Raw genomic sequence first — 18,794 nt, forward strand, 5'->3', positions numbered from 1 at the left:
GGCAACGGTCTTTCTTATCCAAAGGAAATTATCTTCCATAAATACGAACATTTGTGCTATGATGGATTCGTAAATTCCTGGAAAGGAGTTGCGAGGCATGTTCGTACTTAAAGCGTATAAGTATCGGATCTACCCCACCCATGAGCAACAACAATATCTGGCAAAGGTGTTCGGATGTGTCCGTTTTATCTACAACAAAATGCTTGCGGATAAGATCGAACACTATAAACAAACGGAGAAAATGCTCCATAATACACCTGCCAGGTACAAAAAAGAATACCCGTGGCTGAAAGAAGTGGACAGCCTGGCCTTAGCAAACGTTCAGCTCAACCTGGAGAAAGCCTATAGGCATTTTTTTCGGGATAAGAACGTGGGTTTCCCTACATTCAAAAGCAAGAAAACGAACAACAATAGCTTCACAACGAACAATCAAAACGGAACGATAGCCACCAAAGCTGGAACGATTAAAATTCCGAAACTAAAGACAAGAATCCGAATCAAGGTACATCGTCCATTCTGGGGGCGAATCAAATCCTGCACCCTATCCAAAACACCATCAGGAAAATATTTTGCCTCCGTACGGGTAGAAACAGATATCGCTCCTTTGCCAAAAACAGAAAAGAAGATTGGCGTAGATCTGGGACTAAGAAACTTTGCGATTACTTCGTGTGGCGAAGTGATCGCAAATCCGAAACATCTTCGTCAATCGGAACAACGATTAGCCAAACTGCAAAAGGACTTATCGAGAAAGAAGAAAGGAAGCCATAACCGAAATAAAGCACGTTTGAAGGTCGCCAAGCTTCATGAAAAAATAGCGAATCAGCGTAAAGACTTCTTGCACCAAACGTCAACCCAAATGATACGCGAAAACCAAGTGATCGTGATGGAAGACCTGCGTGTAAAGAACATGATGCAGAATCACAAATTAGCGAAAGCCATAGCCGAAGTATCGTGGAGCATGTTCAGAGAGATGCTTACTTACAAATCAGAATGGTACGGGAGAGAATTGATGATTGCCCCAAAACACTTTGCGAGCAGCCAAAGATGTTCCTGCTGCGGCTATAAAAACGCAGAAGTGAAGAACCTTGCGGTACGTGAATGGACTTGTCCTGAATGTAGTGCACAACACGACAGAGATGTAAACGCAGCTAAAAACTTACTACAATTAGCCATATAAGATGGCAACGATTGGGCTAGGAACTAGCCTCTAAGCTTGGGTAAACTTGGAGCAGTAGCTCTATTGACCAAGAAGCACCCACCTCTTAGGTGGTGTGTAGTTCACTTAGAAGCATGATTCAGGTATGTCAGTTACAAGGGGATTGCCGCTTGCAGTGGCTGTAAGTGCACCAGCGCCGGTGTTACCGGTTCAGCAGGCCGCCAACATATTTCATCAGCTCATTGGCGCAGGTGGCGCAGTAGCCGTTATGCTCAATCAGGCGGCGTGAGACTTCGTTCATACGTTTCAGCTGATTCTCGTCCGGATTCATAGAGGAGGTCGTGATCTTGATGACATCCTTCAGATCGGCGAACAGTTTCTTCTCAATGGCGTCCTTCAGCGGCTCGTGGGACGTATATTCGAACTGCCGTCCCCGGCGGGCAAAGGTAGAGATCTTGATCAGAATCTCCTCACGGAAGGCCCGTTTCTGATTCTCGGTAATGCCGATCTGCTCTTCGATGGAGCGCATCAGCTTCTCATCCGGGTCGCCTTCCTCGGAGGTGATCGGGTCCCTCATTTTATAGCCGCTGCAGTAGGCCTCAACATTATCGAGGTAATTGTTCAGAATCGTACGGGCCGACTCCTCAAAAGAGAAAACAAAAGCGCGCTGCACCTCGGTCTTGGCCTTATGGTCATATTCCTTGCGGGCCAGTGTGATCAGGTTCATCAGGCGCTCGCGTTCCTCCTTGGAGATCGAGGCGTGCTGGTCGAGGCCTTCTTTCAGCGAGCGGAGCACGTCCAGGGCGTTGATGCAGGATTTATTGCCCCTGATCAGTGCGCTGGAAATACGGTTGATGACATACCGGGGGTCGACGCCCGACATGCCTTCGCCTGGGTGCTCCCGGCGCAGCTCTTCAACGTCGCCGCCTTTGACGCCGTCGACTTCGACACCGTCGTAGAGATACATTTTTTTGATCAGATCGATTTCGGGTCTCTTGGGTTCCTTGAGACGGGACAATACGGTGAAGACAGAGGCAGTCCATAGCGCGTTCGGCGCAAGATGCACCTGATTATTCAGCCCTGAGGCATCCACCAGCTTGCGGTAGATCCGCTCTTCCTGGCGGGCTTGGAGATTATAGGGTATACGCATTACGATCATGCGGGAGTGGAGGGCTTCGTTTTTTTTATTGGAGATAAAAGCGCGGTATTCGGTTTCGTTCGTGTGGGCGATGATGAGCTCGTCGGCAGAAATGAGTGCAAATCTTCCCGCTTTGAAATTGCCTTCCTGGGTCAGCGACAGCAGATTCCAGAGGAATTTCTCGTCGCATTTCAGAATTTCCTGAAACTCCATGAGGCCGCGGTTGGCCTTGTTCAGCTCCCCGTCGAACCGGTAGGCCCGGGGGTCCGATTCGGAGCCGTATTGGGTGATCGTCGAGAAGTCGATGCTGCCGGTAAGATCGGCGATATCCTGCGACTTGGGGTCGGATGGGGCGAAGGTGCCAATGCCTGTCCGTTCACTCTCCGAGAAAAGCACCCGCACCACAGGCATCTCCTCGATCCGCCCGCCATGCTCCTGCTCCAGGCGCATCCGGCAGACCGGGCAGAGCTCGCCTTCGATGTGGACCCCGTATTCCCGGCGGAATTCCTCGCGGAGCTCACGGGGGATCAGGTGCAATGGCTCCTCCTGCATCGGGCAGCCTTTGATAGCATACTGGGCGCCTTCGGGGGTGCGGGTGAAGGCCTCCAGTCCGTTCTTCATCAGCGTGACCAGCGTTGACTTGCCGCCGCTGACCGGGCCCATGAGCAGCAGCAGCCGCTTGCGGACATCGAGGCGCTGGGCAGCCGGGCGAAAATATTCCTCCACCAGCAGCTGAATGGCGTCTTCCAGGCCAAACAGGGTGCCGCTGAAAAATTTGTACTCCCGCCGTCCGTCACCCAGGTCGTTCACCCCAGCTGACTCAATCATCCGGTAAACCAGCTCGTGGGCGGTTCCGGCGATTTGAGGGTTCTCTCTGACAAGGCCCAGATAATCGAGAAAGGTCCCTTCCCAGAAGAGGTCGTTTTCTTTGTCCCGATAGGTGAGAAGTTTTTCCAAGAACGTCATGCTTACCGCCTCCCAAATGTAATGTCATTCACGTAAGGTACGAGGTGACCGGTCCGGCATCATGCAATGCGGCAATACGTCCAGGCTTCCGACAGAGCAGCAGAGACATTCTTTGAAACTATGTGGTTATCTTTTGATTTTAGCATATTATCTATCATTGTTCGACAACAAAAATGTCATTGTATGATGATAATTACTGGAATTGGAACTTTTTCGAGAAAAAATTTTGTTATCGGGAAAATTGTGATAGGTTACATAACATTTGAGCTAGTCTAAGTTATAATATAAAAGTTCAAATATACAAAAATTGGGGTGTCTCATGAATGTGAAAACTGGAGGTCTTTGGCTGGCTTCTGCTCTGCTCGCGGTATCGGTGGCAGGATGCTCCTCGGAGAGTTCAGGCTCTGCTGGAGAAAACGCAGAGAAGCTGAAGACGGAGGTGAAGAATTTGGCTGGGAGGGTAAGCAGGCGGATTCTTTTGCCGATATCCAGGTGAAATATGACAACCAGTATGAATATGTAACCTTCTCCACCCTGGAAGATAACGGCGGTGAAGACTTCACGTACTCTAACATTACCAACATAGAGCCACTAAAGAACGGTACGCTTGTCTACCTTGCTGAGGTCCCTGACGAAGTGCAGTCCGGCGACAAACCGCTCTATGCCGAGGTGAACATCGAAGGCGAGATCTATCGCTATACGATTCGTTGATCAATCCCAAAAGGGACTGGCCTGTTCGCAGATGATCTGCGAATAAGGACAGTCTCTTTTTTAAAAAAATATAAGGATTATATGTGTCCAAAGAAAATAAAGTAATGGACTGGCGCCGCTTGATTAAGCTAACGGGCAGGATAGTTGAAGATTAAACGCGGTGAGCCGTATCACAAGTAGGGCAAAATTTATGGTTATAACAAGGAACCTCTTGGAAAAAGTCGGAGAGGTTCCTTGCTCAAATAGAAAGCCGGTTGGTTTTCTGATATATATTCTGCTAAGTGATGCTGACGTCCGCTCCAGTCCAATTGCAACGGCTTATTGCATAGGGTGGCCTTGCGCTGCATTCGAGACAGTCTCCCAGTCTTCCCAGGTAGCTAGACGGTTAGCATAGATGCCGCGTGCCATAGGCAAGACTTCCGAGCCGAGCGCAAATCGTAGTGGGGGTTCCGCTGCGTCCACGACTTTGAGAACGGCTTCTGCAGTCGCTTGAGGGTTGCCGCGTTTTTTTGTTTGATAGACGCGTGAACACCTGCTTCCGTACATCGGCATAGACGTCCATTTCCGGTACTCGCTTACCTGAAGCGCCAAACTCAGTCGCATAGGCACCGGGTTCGGGCAGCGTCACCTTAATCCCAAAGTCCTTGACCTCTTGCGCCAGACTTTCGTGGAGTCCTTCGACCGCCCATTTGGAGGAGCAATAGAAGCCGATGAGCGGCCTTGCCTCGATCCCAAGGGAGCTTGAAACGCTGAGCTAAACACCCGAGAATATAATATTTCTTAACTGAACGACCAGACTTTTAAGTTCCTTCTCCCTCTCCAAATAGAACAGCGAGGCCTGTATCAACGGATGATTCGCTGCCTCCTTGCTAACCTCCGTCTGGATAAAACGGTAAAGCTCCCGTATTTCCGAACGATGTACGGCACCGGCCGGGATCGTGTTAATAGCCGTATCCATCTCCCGAAACAGTTCTGAAAGAATCTGCCCCTTCTCACCCTGCCGGTCCTCTAATCCCCAGTTTAAATACCTCTCGAATGAAGTTTGGTTCAGCATAGACTTAAGATCGGACGTCATCATATGCTTAACGAGCACATGGAGCTTGTCCAAGATGAACTTCGCCGTTTCCTCGAGTGATAACGACCTCTCCTCATATACAATCCAAAATAGATATTCCTTCAGAATTGCCCGATAGATGGCAACCAAATCCCATAGGAACGGTTGGATTTCCTCACCATACACATGCAGCAAGCACTCTCTATGCCATCGAATGAGCCGCCCCCTAACCTTGTGTCTGAGCGGCTGGAACTTGGGATCCTGTTGAATAGGGAGCTCAGTAAATTCGACCAAAATATGTTTGTACTCCATAAAGTAGCGGAATCGCAAAACGATCTGCTGAACAAACTGTTCTTCCGGCGATAGTCCGGGAAGACGTGTCAGCTCATCGACTTGATCAAAATAGTTGTTATGACATTGATTAAATACCTCGCTAAAGAGATCCTCTTTGGAAGGAAAGTATTTATAGACCGATCCTTTGGCAATACCGCAATCATCGGCAATATCCTGTATCGTCGTCGAAAGAAACCCGCGTTCCTTAAAAAGCCTCGTCGCTGATTGTACTACCTCTTCCCTTGTCACAATCATAAAAAAGATTCTCCCTCCTTGACTTGCTATGAATCATGGTACAAAATATAAAACATCAAGTCAAATGACCGAAAGTTCACAATTGGTGACTTACAGTCAAATTTAGAATAATGAGGAGAATGTCGGTATGGAAAAATTATTTGATCCGCAAAAAACAGCGCTGGTTGTCATTGATCTGCAAAAGTGGTTAGGGAACCAATACGCCCCTTATTCCGCCGAGCAGGTGGTATCAAATGCGGCCGTCTTGGCCGATGCTTTTCGTGAACAAGGCTCGATGGTTGCTCTGGTCCGGGTATCCAGCAAGGACCTGAAGGATATTCCTAAACCGAAGCTGGATACCCCTGCACCTGCACTGAATCTGCCTGAGGGTTGGGATGAAATCGTCCCAGAAATGCGGGTCGCCGCCACAGACCACATCATTACCAAGAAGCAGTGGGGAGCCTTTTACGGGACGGAGCTCGATCTGCAGCTGCGCCGCAGGGAAATCGACACCCTCGTTTTATGTGGCATCGCAACCGGACTTGGTGTGGATACGACTGCGCGGGAAGCGTTTATGCATGGCTATCAGCAGATTTTTGCGATTGATGCGATGACCGGATTTTCCCAAGCCGAGCATGATTACGTAAAAGGCCATATTTTCCCGCGTATTGGGCGTACTCGGACCACACAAGAAATCATCTCAACCTTTACTGAAGATAGATCGTAAGGTTATTGCAGGAGGTTGATCTCATGACCCAAAGGAAACGTCCCCAGAACGATCTAACGGAAAAAACGCTGTGATTTCGGACGTTGATTTTACTTTCATCATTCACGGCTACCGCTGGGTCATCATCGCATTGCTATGGACTTCCCTATTGGCCCTTGCAGCATCGTGGTTTCGTCCTCATCCGAAAAACAGAGCCTACGAGGGTTCTTCCGCAGCAAGCTGAATTCGAGTACGGGGGGCTGATCGATGAAATTTACGCTGAATGGAAAAGCGCTTCAGGTCATTCTAAACATGATTAGCCATCACAAGCAACGACAAGTAGTGATGCAGCATTCAGCGTGAATGGGTTTACAAAAACGTAAAGAAAGGCCATCTCACTAAAGAGTTGGCCACAAATTTACCGCCACTAATAGCTGGGATGAAAACAACTGTTTTTAGAGCAAAACTGATGTTTTGCTCTTTGTCTCTAGTTATAAAATTTCGCCGTTACAGTGTTACAGTGTTACGGTGAACCGTATCATAAATAATAGTAAAGTGGAGAGGCAATGGTTACCCTTAAGGAATAGCTGCATTAGAATATAGCGGCTATAATTATAGGGCGAAGGTTTGAAAAGGATGTAATTCTTGGTGCAGGATGGATAATCATTGCTAACGGAAAATGGCCAGTTCTCGGAAAGAAGGTATTTGAATTGACAGACGGTTATTTGGAACAATCCGCAACAATGAATGCCACGACACTCCATGACGCAGAATTAAGTCGGTTGGTAGGCTTGATCAACAATTATGTTCAAAGTGACGGTACCTTTAGCCAGCCTATTCCCGGACTGCATATCAGGCGCTATTCCAGGACAGGTGTGGACTGGGAGAAAGCTTTTTACTTGCCTTCCGTCTTAATTGTTGCGCAGGGAGTCAAGACGGTCAGGCTTGAGAAGGAAACTTTTCAAATCGGCAAATCCCGTATGTTCATGATACCGGTTGCCTTACCCGTTTCGCTGAGAACGATACAGGCAAATGCGGAGCAACCTTTTATCGGCATCGGATTGACTCTTGATCCGGAAAAAATAGCGGAGTTTGTTCCAAAAGTGTATCCACGGGGGCTGCCCTCTGTGCAAACACGGTGTGCAGGTTATACTGCTGAGGCTGACACAGGTATAATCCATGCTGTGACGAGATTGATAGAATGCCTGCACCATCCAAGTGATGCGGAATTACTTGCGCCCATTGTTAAGGATGAGATTCTAATGCGGCTGCTGCTCAGCCCGATCGGGATTCACATCGCCGAAATGGGTTTTGCCGACACATCGGTTCGACAAGTCGCTAAGGCAATCGAGTGGCTGCGGAGCAACTTCGATCAGCCCATGAAAGTTTCAGAGTTGGCAAGTCTTTCCCACATGAGTGTTTCTGTTTTTCACAAGCATTTTAAGGCTGTTACCTCTATAAGCCCGTTGAAATATCAAAAAGAACTGCGTTTGCAGGAAGCCCGGAACCTCATGTTATCCAAGCAAATGGATGCAATTACAGCTTCCCAGTTGGTGGGGTATGCAAGTGCCTCACAGTTCAGCCGTGATTACCGCAGCTACTTTGGAAATCCGCCAAGAAGGGATATGGCTAAACTGCATAGCAGACTCACAAGTGAAATGTATCAATAATAGAAGCTAATAAATATTAATGTTCATCACAGGAGAATCAGGCAATAAGTTACGTGGAACAGGCAACAATCTTTTTGAGACTTCAGTAATAATGGGGTTGAGGTTGAGTATTCCATGCGCTGGCGTATGGATGATCCTATTATGAAGTGCTTAGGAGGATTTTAATATGCGTGTTTTTGTTACAGGTGCTACAGGTTTTATTGGTTCTGCTGTTGTCAAGGAACTTATACATGCCGGTCATGAGGTTGTTGGACTTGCCCGTTCAGATAAGGCTGCTGCCTCGCTCCATGCGATGGGGGCCGAAGCGCTTCGCGGCAGTCTGGGTGACCCTAATGGCCTGCGCAGCGGAGCTGCAGAAGCCGACGGCGTCATTCATTTAGCGTTTGATAATAGTTTCACGGATTTTGCCGGAGCAATTGCAGACGATCTTCAGGCCATCGAAGTAATAGGAGATGTCCTTGCCGGCTCTGGGAAACCGATTGTGATGACGTCGGTAACAACTATGGTTCCGTCATTGGGGCGACCGGCCACTGAAGATGATCAGGCGCAGGACGGATCGCCCGGGTTACCGCGAAGTATAGCGGAGAACATGGCAATTGCATTGGCTGCGCGTGATGTACGGTCATCTGTGGTGAGGCTCGCTCCATGTGTACATGACGCCACTAGTCAGGGCTTCGCCACACTTCTGGCTGAGCTTGCCCGTCAAAAAGGTGTTTCAGCCTACGTAGGCGACGGAGCGAACCACTGGCCTGCCCTGCATCGGCTCGATGCGGCCAAGCTGTATCGGTTGGCTCTGGAATCTGCTCCTGCTGGTTCACGGTTGCATGGCGCTGGTGAAGAGGCGATTCCCTTTCGGAATATTGCTGAAGCCATCGGCCAGCGCCTAAACCTGCCGGTCTCCAGCATTTCCCCCGAAGCTGCTGAGGAGCATTTCGGATGGCTTGCGCCATTCGTCTTAATGGACAATCCGACGTCAAATGTCTGGACACGAGAGAAGCTCGGTTGGGAACCTGCAGAGCCTACGCTTGTCGCCGACATTCTGGGAAAATAATCAAACGGCAAGTTTAGAATAGAGGTCTAGAGACAAGACTAGCTTGGCCTATACATCTCACAATAGCCAAATGCAGTTACAGACAGCGCGGGGAACCGTAAGGCTATCGGGAAACCTTAGTTAAACAAGTCGAAGGCTGTCCATAATTTTATGTGTCAGTTACCCTTGAGCTCAGATGCTGGTTAGCAACCGGCGGTGGTGAAAGTGATAGTTGAAATTGATGGTTATTTCGAGAATGCACTTGTTGTTGGCAAGAAATGTTCTATTGAGACTGGCCATATTCATGTGCCACGATATTAAGCTACGAGGAACGTTAGTTGAATGACAACAGCGGCAGTCTAAGACTTTATTTTTCAAGTCTTGGTCCGCCGCTATTTCTTTTAATGGATCAGTCTAAAACATATTTTTCAAAAGATGACGATTCTTCAATTCTAAAACCGCGTTAATATAGCGAAGCCGTTTCTGCTTGCTGAAATTTATTGTTCCGGTGCCCCGGCGGTTTCCTTGGCAAAAAAGCTCGGCAAATACTCCTTGTTGGCTTCCAGCATTTCGTCCAGCATGGCGATGGCCACTTCCACGGAAGGCACCAGCGGATGATGCGCCAGCGCCTGGATGGCCAGGCTGCGGTCCCCGGTCACGGCGGCGTCAATCGCGAGCTGCTCATAGGTTTTGACGGCATGGATCAGGCCTTTGGCCATAGGCGGGATCTTGGTCAGCGGCAGCGGCAGCGGTCCGGTCTTGGTCACCACACAGTTGACTTCTATGCTGGCATCCTCCGGCAGAAAATCAAGGATTCCGCGGTTCGCGACATTCAGCGTCTGGATATCGTTCGTGCCATTGTGAAGGGAACGCATCAGATTGACAGCGGCCTCGGAATAAAAAGCTCCCCCGCGCTGTTCCAGCTGCTTCGGCTTCTCGTTCAGCTCCGGGTTGCCGTAGATTTCGAACAGTTCTTCCTCTACGCGTTTGACGACCTCGGCGCGGTTGCCGCCTTGCTTGAAGGATTCCAACTGCTCTGCGAGCATGGCATCGGTCATATAGAAGTATTTCAGGTAGTAGGAGGGCAGAGCGCGTAAGGATTGCAGGAACTCGGGATTCCATTCCCGGGCCGGAACATTTTTTGCGCTGTAGCCTGCAGTATCCGCCAGCATCTCATCCAGTTTGTCTTCGCCCTCTACATCAATGCGGGTAATCCAATGCAGATGGTTCAGGCCGACGAATTCGGCATAGATCCGGTCGGGCGCAGCATTGTATTTGGCGGACACCTGCTTGATCAGTCCGATCGGGGCGTTGCACAGCCCTATACTTTTGACGTTCGAATACCGCAGCACGGCCTCGGTAACCATGCCCGCCGGATTCGTGAAATTGAGCAGCCAGGCATTCGGGGCCAGCTCTTCGATATCCCGGCAGATATCCAGGATGACAGGGATCGTGCGCAGCGCCTTCAGCATTCCGCCCGGGCCGGTCGTTTCCTGACCGATTACACCGTATTTCAACGGGATCGACTCATCGCGGCCACGGGCATCCAGCATGCCGACACGAATCTGGGTGCTGACGAAATCGGCGCCTTCAATCGCCTTACGGCGGTCCGTGGTCAGGTGGACCTCGATCGGAAGTCCGGATTTTTCTACCATGCGCTTCGCAAGACTGCCGACAATATTCAGCTTGCGCAGGCCCGGCTCAATGTCTACAAGCCATAGCTCGCGGACGGGAAGCACCTTGTGATGAAGAATGAAGCCTTCGACAAGTTCGGGGGTATAGGAAGAGCCGCCGCCGATGACGGCGATTTTGAGACCTTGGTTAGCTGCCAAGATAAATCACTCCTGTCTGGTTGTGGTGGGAATTGCTTCGAAATCCTGAAACACACGCATTTTCTCATGAATCTCGTTAGTTACGATAAGGCCGTCTTCCTCCAGTGCCGACCATACGGCACCGACGACAGGCTCCGTGGTTAAGGTGACTACCGAAGCGTTCGGGGCCGCATGGTGAACCGCCTGCTCAATCGGGCCGCGGATCCAGCCCCGGTCGCCCCGGGTGAGCAGGCTTCCGGCCAGAACCACATCAAACACATCGGTTTCCATGCCCAGCCGATGGATGACGGCAGCAGCGGCTTTGCCCAGCTCCACGCCCTGGCGGTGCAGAATGGCCAGCGCGGCGTCGTCGCCTTCAGCCGCTGCCGGGAACAGCAGGCGGGCGGCATCCAGCGGCACAGACTTCCCGTGATCGAGGAAGTCATTGAACATATCCTCCACCTGTGCATAGCCGAGCAGCTTCAGGAGCGGCTCTGTTAGCAGAGTGGGCGCCTCGCGCCCGTCCCAGGCCCGGAGCACGGTGCGGAATACCTCGATGTTCAGCGCTCCGCCGCCGCCGAAGTCGCCGTACATGTAATCAAAGCCGCCACACTGATAGTGCCGGCTCTCGCGGCTGCGCCCGGCAGCGTTGGTGCCGGTGCCGCAGATCAGGGCAACCCCGTAGGGGCGGCTCGTGCCTGCCCGCAGGCCGATCATCGGATCGCCGCTGATCGTATAATGCATAAATCCGATGCTGCGGATCATCGGATGGAGGATATCGTAATCGGTCTTGCGGTCAGCCCCGGCAAGTCCCAGGTAAGCGTGTCTTATATCGCTAAGCTGAAGTCCGGCTTCCGCAAGCGCCCCGAAGGCCGCCGCGCTGATGCTGGCGGCGGCCCGGCGGGCTCCCGTCTGGTGGTTGCCATTGCCGCTCCTGCCTTTGCCGAGCACATTGCCGTGCTCGTCGCAGAGCAGGGCGTAGGTTTTGCTCCCTCCGCCATCGATGCCCATGTAGTAAGCCAATGGTCGTCACTCCTAAAGTTTTGTAGTCCACGATTCCTTGATATACTTCGCAAAACCCGCTTCGAAAGCATACGCTAAGTTTGGTTAGCGTTCACATCTCTGAGTTGCTTCCTGCGGAGCCACGGGTTTATTTGGACGAGGTAGATTCCCGCACAATCAGCTCCGGATCAATCCTTACGTTGGCACCGCGCTTCATGGTCCCGCCTATGCGCTTCAGCAGCATATCGGCAGCGGCCATCCCTATCTTGTCCGCCGGCTGGCGCAGGGTCGTCAGATGGGGGCGAAGCTGCGAGGCGATGTAGTGATCGTCATAGCCGACGATGGATACCTCTTCCGGGATGCGGACTCCGGCCTCCATCAGGGCATTGATCACCCCAAGGGCGATATTATCATCGCCGGTAAATACAGCCGTAGGCAGTTTACCCTCGGCCAGCCACCGTTTTGCTGTATCGTAGCCTTGGGCGATTTCGAAATCGCCATGAACAACTTCGAAGGGGGCCAGCCCTTGTTCCTCAAGCGCCTTCAGAAATCCCGCGCGCCGTTCCCGGGTACTGCGGAACATCTCCTGTCCGCAGAGATGGGCGATAGAGGTATGCCCCAGCTCCAGCAGGTGACGGGCTGCGGCATACCCGCCTTTTACGTTATCGATTGTAATCGAATAGCTGTCATTCTCCGGCTGCTGATTATCGATCAGCACATAGGGAATGCCGCGCCGCTTCAGCTCAACAATATAATTATCCTCCTGCATCGGCGAGAGCAGAATCAGGCCGTCCACCCGGTCCTCCTGGATCAGGTAGTGGTTCTCGTCGGAGCCGATGCCGGTAGAAATGGAAATGGCCAGAAAATAGCCATGCAGCGCCAGCACCTCATTCAGCTCCTTGACCACCGCATCGAAAAAGGAGTCCTGCAGCGTGGTAACGATCAGGCCAATGATGCCGGTCTTGCCGCTGGCCAGGCTGCGGGCCGCCGCATTGGGGCGGTAATCCAGCTCTTTGATGGCCTCCAGCACCTTCTGGCGGTTTTTCTCGCGGACTGAACCTGCACCGTTGATGACCCGGGATACCGTGACCACGGATAACCCGGATTTTTTAGCTACATCAAAAATACTTACTTTCATCTCAAACGCTCCTTACAGCGGATTTTCCGAATCTAACCTTACCTTCAGTATACAGGGCTTGCCGGATATCCGCTAAACGCAGGGATTTATCTCTTAATAATTTCGGTCACTTTTTTCTGGATTACCGGCATAACCTCCTCCAGTGTCTTGTGGCCGGTCTCGACCGGCTGCAGCTCGTTGATGAACATGTCGTTGATCTGCGAGTAGTTGGTGATCAGATGGTTGTAGGATTCGAAGCCGTATTTGACCGCACCCTCGTAGACCTTTTTCACATCCTGCGGATCAATGCCTTCAAAATGCTTATAATACGCTTCGGCGGCTTCGGTATTGACCGGCGGATTGCCGCCGCTCAGCTCGATCGACTTCTCCTGGACTTCGGTGGTCACCAGATATTTAATCCATTCAAAAGCTTCCTTCGGATGCTTGGAATCCTTCAGAATCATCAGCGGATCGACGAACAATGTGCTGCGCACCTTGTCATTGCCTCCCCAAGGAACGGCGGCTACGCCGATTTTGAATGGAAAATCATTCGCTCCCGCCAGGTTCCACGATCCCCCGATGGACATGCCGATTTTACCTGCGACAAAGGGATCTCCGTTCTGACCGGCTACGCTTTTGCTCCACTCGGAGGTCGGTGAGACTTTATCCTTGAATATCAGATCGAACAGCTTGTGATAAGCCGCAATCACCTTGGGAGAGTCAAAATGAGTTTCGGAAGGCACGCCCCCGTTCGACCAGGTATCCTCAGAATAAGGCTCAGCTCCAAAATAAAGCGGCCGCATATCGCGCTCGGCCCAGGTGAAGTCCACACCGTACTGGGTTTTGGCAATATCATCAGAGACCAGGGTCATTTTCTTAGCTTCTTCAACCATCTTGTCAAAGGTCCAGCTTTTGTCCTCATAATCGCTTGGCGGATATGAAAGCTTCGCCGCATCGAACATGTCTTTGTTATAGAGCATCAAAGTGACATACATATTGACCGGAATGCCGTAGGTGCGGTCCTTGACGGTGTAGATCTTCATGAGGTTGTCAGGAATGTGGTAATCCTCCGGCTTGAACCCGTCTTCCTTAATCAGATCGGTCAAATCAAGCAGCATGTCTTTGTTGTAATATTCGGCAAAACCGCCATATCCATAATGGCTCGTGACATCCGGCGATTTGCCTCCGGCGATCAGTGTCTGCAGCTTGCTGTCAAACTGCTCGTAGGGCGCTTTTTCTACCTTGACCTGGATGTTCGGATGTTCCTTCTCGAAGTCGGGAATCAGTTTCTCGATAAACGTGCGGTCCTCGGAATCGATAGTGTAGTGTGTGATCGTTACTTGTTCCCCGGAGCCGCCGTTATTTGCTGCACCATTAGTTCCTTCAGCCACATTGCCCGCCGATTTGCCTCCGCTGCAGCCGGATAAGGCCGCCATTGCGGTAAGACCGGCTGCAAGCAGCAGGGTGGTTGTTTTGCGGTTACGGTTGTTCATCAGCTATTCCCTCCATGATTTCAAGTCGTATTGAACCGCCGGATTAAGGCGGTAATTACTTGATGCCGGTTAGTACAATGCCTTCAACAAATTGCTTCTGGGCAAGCGCGAACAAGGTAACGATAGGCAGCATCGCCAGCACGGAAGCAACCATCAGGAGATGCCAGGGCGGAATGCGGAAGCGCGACGAGGTAAGGGAAGCCATGCCGACCGGCAGCGTGAACTTCTCCGACGAGCTTAAGTAGAGCACGGGCGTAAGCAGGTCATTCCAGCTGTAGATAAAAGCAAAAATCGCAACGGTTGCCAGTGCCGGAGCCGACAGCGGCAGGGCGATCTTCCACCACATCCGCAGCTCGCCGCAGCCGTCGATCCGCCCGGCATCGAACAATTCCTCGGGCAGGGTGGAGAAGAACTGCCGCAGCAGGAAAATGTTATACGCCGAGCCGAAGAACGCGGGCACGATCAGCGGCAGGAAAGTATCAATCCAGTTCATGTGGGAGAAGAGCACGAACTGCGGAATCATAATCGCCGGATACGGCAGCATCATAGTGCTGAGCACCAGGACGAACAGGAACTGATTGCCTCTGCCTCTGAACCGGGCGAATCCGTAAGCGACCAGCCCCGAGGAGATCAGGGTGCCGATAACCGTCAGCACGGCGATGATGAGGCTGTTCTTGTAGAGCGTGCCGAACTGCAGCGTATCAAAGATATCCCGGTAGTTGCTCCACGCCCAGCTCTCAGGCAGAAAGGTCGGCGGAAACTTCAGCATCTCCTTCTTCGATTTCAGCGAAGTGGAGACCATGAAGAACAGCGGCAGCAGCATTAGAAAAGTGGTGATCAGCAGTGTGATGAAGCTGGCTGCCTTCACGGGATCGATTCTCCGGCGGTGTGCGGAAGCGGCAGGGCGGTGGTTGGCTGTTCGGACAATGCTCATCGGCGTCCGCCTCCTTCATAGTGCACATAACGGTTCGACAGCTTCATAATAATGGCCGTGAGTATCATGACGACGATCAGCAGCACCCACGCCAGAGCAGAGGAGTAACCGGCCCGGTATTCCTTGAAGGCACTGGTGTAAAGATTGTAGACATAGAACCAGGTAGAGTAGTTCGGACCGCCTTGCGTCATGACGAAGGCCTGGGTGAACACCTGAAACGAATCAATCAGACCCATAATGAGCTGGAACAGCAGTACCGGCGAGATCATCGGCAGGGTGATATTCAGGAAAATCCTGAACCGCCCGGCCCCGTCAAGGTTGGCGGCTTCGATCAGGCTGGCGGGCACACCCTGCAGCCCGGCCAGGAAGAGGATCATGCCTGAACCGGCGGTCCAAAAGGACATGATGATCAAGGCATACAGCGCTGTGTCCGGGTTCATCAGCCAGGAAGGGCCATGGATGCCGAACCAGGAGAGCATGTAGTTGAAGAGGCCGATCTGCGGGTTGAAGATCCAGTACCAGAGAAGCGACATGGCTACCCCGGACACCATGCTCGGAAAATACATCGCCGTGCGGAAAAATCCGCGCAGCGGGATCGTCTGATGCAGCAGCAGGGCGAAGCCAAGACCCAGCAGCAGCTGTATCGGCACACTGACGAGGGTGTACCTCAGGGTAACCGTGACCGATTTCCAGAACAGTTCGTTATGGAACATCTCCGTGTAGTTGGCGAGTCCAATGAACTTCGGCGGGTGGATGATGTCATAATCGGTGAAGCTGTAATACAGCGACGAAAGGATAGGGTACAAGGCGAACACCAGAAAACCGACTAGCCACGGAGAGATGAACATATACATATAGAACGTCTGCCGCCTGCTCTCACTTTTAATCACTTACACACCAGCCCTTCATGTTATAAAGTATAAGCGCTTTAACTTTTATAATAAATAAACGTTGTAATATGGATGTGATAAAGGATTACTAAATGTTAAATAGCTTATAAAGTTTAATCGTTTAAACTTTATATTCAACCTGATGAGATTATCATAGAGGATGACCCGGAAATAATCAACCCCCAATTCAAAATATAAAGCGCTACCAGTAAAGAAATGTGACGCATGAGGGGTTTTATAGTTTAATTTGCGGCTGGCGGCGCAGAAATTTCAAGTATAGGTGTAAAGTAATATAACATTATAAGGGGCGGATGTCCGATGGCAAAAAACTCGCCGAATGCCTGACCGGCTTTCGGCGAATTCCGCTGTTCTTGATTTATTAAATGATCCCAGTCTGCTGCAGGGTTCGTGCGATATCCGCTCTGGCATCCTCCCCCAGCGTTCGGAAAGGCGCCCGAACCGGACCCGAAGGCAGGCCAATAATATCCAGTGCGGCTTTGACCATTGCAGGCTGTCCGTATTTGCGGGCCAGATCCCGGATTGGCTGCCAGCGGTAATACCGCTCCAGGGCGCGGGCATTTTCGCCTTGCTGAAATTCATTGTATAGCGCGACAAACTCGGAAGTCATGAAGTTGGCGTTCGTGGATGTGCAGCCGGGCAAGCCGGAAGCTAGCCCGCCCAGGATGAGGCCGTCCGAGCCGCACATGACCGAGATATCGTTACCGGCGTATGCGACGGTCCTTACCAGCGAATGCAAATCCGTAGCTCCCTGCTTGACTCCCGCGACGTTGTCCAGCTTGGCCAGCCCGGCGATTTCTTCCGGCGACAGATGAACGCCGATGCTGGCGCTGTTGTAGATGAGAATCGGCAGTTCGGCTGATTCATTCAGAAGCTGGAAATGGTACAAGATGTCCTGCGGCCGTACCTCTGATACATACGGAGGCGTGACCATCACACCGTCGGCGCCGGCCAGCTTGGCCGCATGCGCCAGCTCGCTGGCTTCGTCGGTGCCGCTGGCCGCCGTGCAGCACAGCAGCGGAACCCGGCCGGCTACCGCGGCAGCGGCAGCGGTGAACAATTGCTTCCGTTCATCGCTTGTCAGACTCGGATACTCCGCGTAGGTGCCGCCGACGATAATGCCGTGGGCGCCCGAAGCAATGTAGTGATCGATATTCCGCCGCAGTGCGGAGGGGTCAAAGGCCTGTGTGTCCATCATCGGAGTGATGGCCAGCACGTAAATCCCTTTAAGCTTGTTCTTCAAATCTGTTGTGGACATGTCGTGGACTTCCTCCTCAATTACCGCGATCTGGTGTTCTGCTGTTTACTTGCTGCCAAGAATCGATTCCATTGCCGCGATTCCGCTCTCCATCTCGTCCCGGGAAACGGCATAAGACAGGCGGATATGATACGGGCTGCCAAACCCGGTCCCCGGCATCACTGCCACTCCAGCCTTCTTAAGTAAGATATCTGCCAGGTCGTCGGCAGTAGATATGGTTTGTCCCTCCAAGGTTTGGCCGCGCCATGCGGAGGCATCCACCCATACATAGAAGGCGCCGTCCGGCACGCTGCACTCCAGTCCCTTGATTCGGCGGACCCCTTCGACAAGAACGCTGCGGCGTGTCGCGTACTCGCCCCGGATGTCCTCCAAATCGTCCTGGGGGCCATCAATGGCGGCCAGTGCCGCCTGTTGGGCGATGGATGACGGGTTGCTCGTCGTATGGGACTGCAGGCGAAGCATCGCCCCGGTGACAGCCGCCGGTGCGGCGGAGTAACCGATTCTCCAGCCGGTCATCCCGTACGACTTGGACACCGCGTTGATCACGACGGTCCGCTCCCGCATGCCAGGAAAAGATGCGATGCTCGTATACCCTTCCGGTTTGAACACAAACGCCGAATAAACCTCGTCGCTGATGACCCAAAGATCCCGCTGCCGGCAGAACTCGGCCAGCTTGGCCAGCTCCGCCGCGCTGTAAACCGCGCCTGAAGGATTGTTCGGCTGGTTGAGAATTAACAGACGGGTCGACTCGTTTACCCAAGGCGTGAGCGTCTCCGGTGTCACTTTATAACCGGAGGAAGCAACGGTCTGAACGAAGACCGGCTTGGCGCCGGCGAATTTAACCTGCTCGGGAAAAGACACCCAATACGGAATCGGGATCAGCACCTCGTCTCCCGGCCGGCACAGCGTGCAAATCGCGTTGAACAATGCATGCTTGCCCCCAACGGTCACTACAATATCCCCGGGGTCGTAGCTAAGTCCCATATCTCGGAGAAGCGCACGGCAGATCGCTTCGCGCAGTGGCAGAATGCCGCCTGTGTCGGTGTATCCTGTGAAATTGTCTTGTATCGCCTGAATCGCAGCCGCTTTGGCCCGGTCAGGTGTTGGAAAGTCCGGCTGCCCGAGGCCCAAGCGGTACACGGTTCGGCCTTCCCGCTGATACCTTGCCACTGTGGACTCCAGCAATGCAGTCGGGGAAGGCTGGACACGCTCCACCCAATCCGCCAACTGAATATGTTGGTTCAACAACGCCCATCACCTCTTCTTATTAGCT

The 18,794-nt window shown here is 52.1% G+C and carries 16 protein-coding genes; 5 read left to right on the forward strand and 11 right to left on the reverse strand.

Going from position 1 to position 18,794, the window contains the following annotated elements; genetic code table 11:
- The first annotated feature begins 97 nt into the window (after nucleotides 1-97).
- A complete protein-coding gene (tnpB, locus tag PRIO_RS01575; RefSeq protein WP_046500941.1) occupies nucleotides 98-1,177 on the forward strand; it encodes an IS200/IS605 family element RNA-guided endonuclease TnpB in 1,080 nt (359 codons plus the stop codon).
- 181 nt (nucleotides 1,178-1,358) lie between these two features.
- On the opposite strand, the gene PRIO_RS01580 is transcribed toward tnpB, so the two are convergent.
- The gene (locus PRIO_RS01580; RefSeq protein WP_020426236.1) at nucleotides 1,359-3,260 is read right to left on the reverse strand and encodes a PrkA family serine protein kinase; all 1,902 of its coding nucleotides are present in this window, start codon (nucleotides 3,258-3,260) and stop codon (nucleotides 1,359-1,361) included.
- A 381-nt stretch (nucleotides 3,261-3,641) separates the two neighbouring features.
- On the opposite strand from PRIO_RS01580, the gene PRIO_RS01585 reads away from it, so the two are divergent.
- Nucleotides 3,642-3,971, forward strand: a complete 330-nt coding sequence (locus PRIO_RS01585) for a hypothetical protein (RefSeq protein WP_051010596.1) — start codon at nucleotides 3,642-3,644, stop codon at nucleotides 3,969-3,971.
- 385 nt (nucleotides 3,972-4,356) lie between these two features.
- Here PRIO_RS01585 and PRIO_RS37405 read toward each other — a convergent pair whose 3' ends face one another.
- Nucleotides 4,357-4,701 carry an SDR family NAD(P)-dependent oxidoreductase gene (locus PRIO_RS37405; RefSeq protein ID WP_407944487.1) on the reverse strand — a complete coding sequence of 115 codons (345 nt, stop codon included), beginning with the start codon at nucleotides 4,699-4,701 and terminating at the stop codon, nucleotides 4,357-4,359.
- A 24-nt stretch (nucleotides 4,702-4,725) separates the two neighbouring features.
- On the reverse strand, nucleotides 4,726-5,613 hold the full coding sequence (locus PRIO_RS01590; RefSeq protein WP_020426238.1) for a TetR/AcrR family transcriptional regulator: 888 nt from the start codon (nucleotides 5,611-5,613) through the stop codon (nucleotides 4,726-4,728).
- Between the two features lie 127 nt (nucleotides 5,614-5,740).
- Here PRIO_RS01590 and PRIO_RS01595 point away from each other — a divergent pair, with 127 nt between their 5' ends.
- The 3 genes from PRIO_RS01595 (at nucleotide 5,741) to PRIO_RS01605 (ending at nucleotide 9,019) form a co-directional block, all read left to right on the forward strand.
- Nucleotides 5,741-6,319, forward strand: coding sequence for an isochorismatase family protein (locus PRIO_RS01595; protein WP_020426239.1), 579 nt, complete (start codon nucleotides 5,741-5,743; stop codon nucleotides 6,317-6,319).
- 689 nt (nucleotides 6,320-7,008) lie between these two features.
- Nucleotides 7,009-7,968: an AraC family transcriptional regulator gene (locus PRIO_RS01600; protein ID WP_020426240.1), complete on the forward strand. Its 960-nt coding sequence runs from the start codon at nucleotides 7,009-7,011 to the stop codon at nucleotides 7,966-7,968.
- 166 nt (nucleotides 7,969-8,134) lie between these two features.
- The gene (locus tag PRIO_RS01605) at nucleotides 8,135-9,019 is read left to right on the forward strand and encodes an SDR family oxidoreductase (RefSeq protein ID WP_020426241.1); all 885 of its coding nucleotides are present in this window, start codon (nucleotides 8,135-8,137) and stop codon (nucleotides 9,017-9,019) included.
- A 476-nt stretch (nucleotides 9,020-9,495) separates the two neighbouring features.
- Here the strand turns inward: PRIO_RS01605 and PRIO_RS01610 are convergent, their stop codons facing one another.
- The 8 genes from PRIO_RS01610 to PRIO_RS01645 all read right to left on the reverse strand — a co-directional run bounded on the left by PRIO_RS01610 (nucleotide 9,496) and on the right by PRIO_RS01645 (nucleotide 18,766).
- Complete coding sequence (locus PRIO_RS01610) at nucleotides 9,496-10,830, reverse strand: 6-phospho-beta-glucosidase (RefSeq protein ID WP_020426242.1); 1,335 nt, start codon at nucleotides 10,828-10,830, stop codon at nucleotides 9,496-9,498.
- A 6-nt stretch (nucleotides 10,831-10,836) separates the two neighbouring features.
- Nucleotides 10,837-11,832: an N-acetylglucosamine kinase gene (locus tag PRIO_RS01615; protein ID WP_020426243.1), complete on the reverse strand. Its 996-nt coding sequence runs from the start codon at nucleotides 11,830-11,832 to the stop codon at nucleotides 10,837-10,839.
- A 127-nt stretch (nucleotides 11,833-11,959) separates the two neighbouring features.
- Nucleotides 11,960-12,949 carry a LacI family DNA-binding transcriptional regulator gene (locus tag PRIO_RS01620; protein ID WP_020426529.1) on the reverse strand — a complete coding sequence of 330 codons (990 nt, stop codon included), beginning with the start codon at nucleotides 12,947-12,949 and terminating at the stop codon, nucleotides 11,960-11,962.
- An 86-nt stretch (nucleotides 12,950-13,035) separates the two neighbouring features.
- Nucleotides 13,036-14,421: an ABC transporter substrate-binding protein gene (locus PRIO_RS01625; RefSeq protein WP_020426528.1), complete on the reverse strand. Its 1,386-nt coding sequence runs from the start codon at nucleotides 14,419-14,421 to the stop codon at nucleotides 13,036-13,038.
- Between the two features lie 55 nt (nucleotides 14,422-14,476).
- Nucleotides 14,477-15,355 carry a carbohydrate ABC transporter permease gene (locus PRIO_RS01630; RefSeq protein ID WP_039838752.1) on the reverse strand — a complete coding sequence of 293 codons (879 nt, stop codon included), beginning with the start codon at nucleotides 15,353-15,355 and terminating at the stop codon, nucleotides 14,477-14,479.
- Complete coding sequence (locus PRIO_RS01635; RefSeq protein ID WP_020426526.1) at nucleotides 15,352-16,209, reverse strand: carbohydrate ABC transporter permease; 858 nt, start codon at nucleotides 16,207-16,209, stop codon at nucleotides 15,352-15,354. Before PRIO_RS01635 ends, PRIO_RS01630 begins: the two co-directional genes overlap by 4 nt.
- 415 nt (nucleotides 16,210-16,624) lie before the next feature.
- Nucleotides 16,625-17,521 carry a dihydrodipicolinate synthase family protein gene (locus tag PRIO_RS01640; protein ID WP_020426525.1) on the reverse strand — a complete coding sequence of 299 codons (897 nt, stop codon included), beginning with the start codon at nucleotides 17,519-17,521 and terminating at the stop codon, nucleotides 16,625-16,627.
- 45 nt (nucleotides 17,522-17,566) lie between these two features.
- Entirely contained in the window at nucleotides 17,567-18,766 is a 1,200-nt protein-coding gene (locus PRIO_RS01645; RefSeq protein WP_051010602.1) for a pyridoxal phosphate-dependent aminotransferase, read from the reverse strand.
- Nucleotides 18,767-18,794 lie beyond the last annotated feature (28 nt).

This window comes from Paenibacillus riograndensis SBR5 (assembly GCF_000981585.1).
Taxonomy (GTDB): Bacteria; Bacillota; Bacilli; order Paenibacillales; family Paenibacillaceae; genus Paenibacillus_AQ; species Paenibacillus_AQ riograndensis.

Coding starts and splice junctions, on each gene's coding strand:
- PRIO_RS01630 (WP_039838752.1), bottom strand. CDS start 15,355: ATGAGCATTGTCCGAACAGCCAACCACCGCCCTGCCGCTTCCGCACAC.
- PRIO_RS01640 (WP_020426525.1), bottom strand. CDS start 17,521: ATGTCCACAACAGATTTGAAGAACAAGCTTAAAGGGATTTACGTGCTG.
- PRIO_RS01580 (WP_020426236.1), bottom strand. CDS start 3,260: ATGACGTTCTTGGAAAAACTTCTCACCTATCGGGACAAAGAAAACGAC.
- PRIO_RS01635 (WP_020426526.1), bottom strand. CDS start 16,209: ATGTATATGTTCATCTCTCCGTGGCTAGTCGGTTTTCTGGTGTTCGCC.
- PRIO_RS01590 (WP_020426238.1), bottom strand. CDS start 5,613: ATGATTGTGACAAGGGAAGAGGTAGTACAATCAGCGACGAGGCTTTTT.
- PRIO_RS01620 (WP_020426529.1), bottom strand. CDS start 12,949: ATGAAAGTAAGTATTTTTGATGTAGCTAAAAAATCCGGGTTATCCGTG.
- tnpB (WP_046500941.1), top strand. CDS start 98: ATGTTCGTACTTAAAGCGTATAAGTATCGGATCTACCCCACCCATGAG.
- PRIO_RS01585 (WP_051010596.1), top strand. CDS start 3,642: ATGCTCCTCGGAGAGTTCAGGCTCTGCTGGAGAAAACGCAGAGAAGCT.
- PRIO_RS01595 (WP_020426239.1), top strand. CDS start 5,741: ATGGAAAAATTATTTGATCCGCAAAAAACAGCGCTGGTTGTCATTGAT.
- PRIO_RS01625 (WP_020426528.1), bottom strand. CDS start 14,421: ATGAACAACCGTAACCGCAAAACAACCACCCTGCTGCTTGCAGCCGGT.
- PRIO_RS01605 (WP_020426241.1), top strand. CDS start 8,135: ATGCGTGTTTTTGTTACAGGTGCTACAGGTTTTATTGGTTCTGCTGTT.